Consider the following 2,413-nt stretch of genomic DNA (forward strand, 5'->3'; position numbering starts at 1 on the left):
CGATCCCGCGCATTTCCGCATCAATCTGGGGATGAGGAGCCTCGACGCCGACGTGACGATCAGCTTCGTGCTGAAGGACATCACCGGCGCCACCCGCGCGTCCGCGCAGAAGAGCCTGTCGCCGAACGAGTTCCTGCAGATCAAGGCGGAAGATCTCCTCGGAGCGGCCCCGGGAGCCAACGACTACATCCTGGTCAGCGTGTCCGGAGGCGCGGCGATCGTCTACGGCGCAACGACCGACAACATCACGAACGACCCGTCGGTGCAGTTCGTCACGTCGATCGGCTGCGTGGCGTAAAACGTTCGCTCGCGGCGGGCGCGCTCGCGCCCGCCGCGAGTCCCCGTGGAGGCCTGCCTCTGAGGCAGAAGCCTCAGCGTCCGTTGGTCGTAGGGAGGCGTGTCCTGGGCGACGCGCGCGAAGAGGACCTTCGGTTCCTGCCGGCTCGTCGGCGGCGCTTCAGCCGAGCGCCGCGACCAGGGCGGCGGGGTCGTCGACGCTGACCATCAGGCGGCGCAAGCGCACCGGGAAACCCGTCACGCGGGCGGGCTGCGGCGGCTCGAGGTCGATCGCGACGATGTGGTCGCCCGATCCGTTGACGAGCCATCGTCCGAAGAAGCCGTGGACTCCGCGGCTGATCGCTTCGCGGCCGAGCGGCCCGGCGCGGACGATCGCCGTTGGCGGGAACCGCGCGCGGAAGCCCCATCCCATTTCGACGCGGACCATGTCCGTCCCGACCTCGACGAACGACCGCGAAGGAAAGAGAAGAAGCGCGGTCGAAAGGATCGCGTACCAGCGGTCGAAGCGGATCGGAAACCGGCGGACATCGTCCGGCGGGGATCCGCCGGCCGCCGCTCCCGACTTCTTCATGGTTTCCGGTCCTCGAGCGCCCGGCCCGCGAGACCTACCCGTCCGTCGCGTCCGCCGATCATGCCCCCTCCCCTTTCGGTCCCGAAAAGTTCCACGGCTCAGAACCAGCGGGTCGTGACGACCTTCCGGTCCGTGTAGAACTCGAAGGCGTCGCGGCCGTGGACTTTCAGGTCGCCGAAGAAACTGTCCTTTGCGCCGCCGAACGGGAACCAGGCCATCGGCGCGGCCACGCCCACGTTGACGCCCACCATCGAAGCCGGCGCCGCATGCGCGAACTCCCGCGCGGCCTTTCCCGAAGAGGTGAAGATCGAGGCGGCGTTCGCGTTCGGGTGCGCGCGCATCGCTTCCAGGGCGCCGGCGAGGTCGTCGACGGGGCAGATCGACGCGACCGGCCCGAAAATCTCGTCCCGCGCGATCGTCATCGCGGGGTCCACGCCGTCGAACACCGAGGCGCCGAGAAAGAAACCGGCGGCGGGCTTCGTCCGCGCCGTGCGCCCGTCGAGCACGAGCTTCGCTCCCTCGGCGATCCCCTTCTCGATGTAGCCCACGACCCGTTCGCGGTGCCGGCCGCTGATCAGCGGGCCCATCTGGACGCCGGGCTCCGTGCCGCGACCGACCCTGAGCGCGCTTGCCGCCTCGACGAGCCGGTCGCGCGTCTCCCGGTGGGCGGCGCCGACCGGCACGAGCATGCTTCCGGCGAGGCACCGCTGCCCGGAGCACCCGTAGAACGATTCCGTGATCGCGGCGATCGTCCGGTCGAGGTCGGCGTCGGGCATCACGACGACGAAGTTCTTCGCCCCACCGAGCGCCTGCACGCGCTTCCCCGCCCGCGTCGCCCGCTCGTAGACCGCGCGGGCCACGGGAGTCGACCCGACGAACGACACCGCCCGGATTCCGGGGTGATCGCAGATCGCCTCGACCGCCTCGCGCCCGCCGTGGACGAGGTTCACGACTCCCGCCGGCAGGCCGCACTCTTCGAGGAGCTCGAAGATCCGCGCGAGCGACGTGGGCACCTGTTCGGAAGGCTTCGCGACGAACGTGTTCCCGCAGGCCACCGCGAACGGCAGGAACCAGAGCGGCACCATGACCGGGAAGTTGAACGGCGCGATCGCGGCGCAGACGCCGACCGGCTGCCGGAAGGCCGTGCAGTCGAGTCCGGCCGCGACGTTCTCGAGGCTCTGCCCCATCAGCATCGAGGGCGCGCCGCAGGCGACTTCGACGCAGTCGATCCCGCGCCGCACGCTTCCCCTCGACTCGGACAGCGTCTTCCCGTGCTCCCGGGTGACGAGCGCGGCGAGCTCCTCGAAGTGCTCCTCGAGCAGGGCGCGAAAACGGAACATCGCGCGCGCCCGCGTGCCCGGGGGGGTCTCGCTCCAGGCGGGGAACGCGGCCTGCGCGGCGCGGACGGCCGCGTCGACCTCGTCGCGCGTCGCCATCGGGGTCTTCGCGATCACCGTGCCGAGCGCGGGGTCGTGGACGTCGAGCGTTTCGCGGGCGGCGGAAGCCGTCCAGCGGCCGCCGATGAAGTGGCGAAGAGTCTCGGTC

3 protein-coding genes are annotated in these 2,413 nt (G+C 70.6%); 1 reads left to right on the forward strand and 2 read right to left on the reverse strand.

The features are described from left to right. The coding region (locus VKH46_03400; protein HKB69861.1) for a hypothetical protein at positions 1-298 on the forward strand (298 nt) is incomplete at its 5' end. Positions 299-457: 159 nt separating this feature from the next. On the opposite strand, the gene VKH46_03405 is transcribed toward VKH46_03400, so the two are convergent. Both VKH46_03405 and VKH46_03410 read right to left on the reverse strand, forming a co-directional pair. Beyond that, positions 458-868, reverse strand: coding sequence for a hypothetical protein (locus tag VKH46_03405; protein ID HKB69862.1), 411 nt, complete (start codon positions 866-868; stop codon positions 458-460). A 98-nt stretch (positions 869-966) separates the two neighbouring features. After that, positions 967-2,413: CoA-acylating methylmalonate-semialdehyde dehydrogenase (locus tag VKH46_03410; GenBank protein HKB69863.1), on the reverse strand; the 1,447-nt coding region annotated here is incomplete at its 5' end.

It is taken from the genome of Thermoanaerobaculia bacterium, assembly GCA_035260525.1.
Taxonomy (GTDB): domain Bacteria; phylum Acidobacteriota; class Thermoanaerobaculia; order UBA5066; family DATFVB01; genus DATFVB01.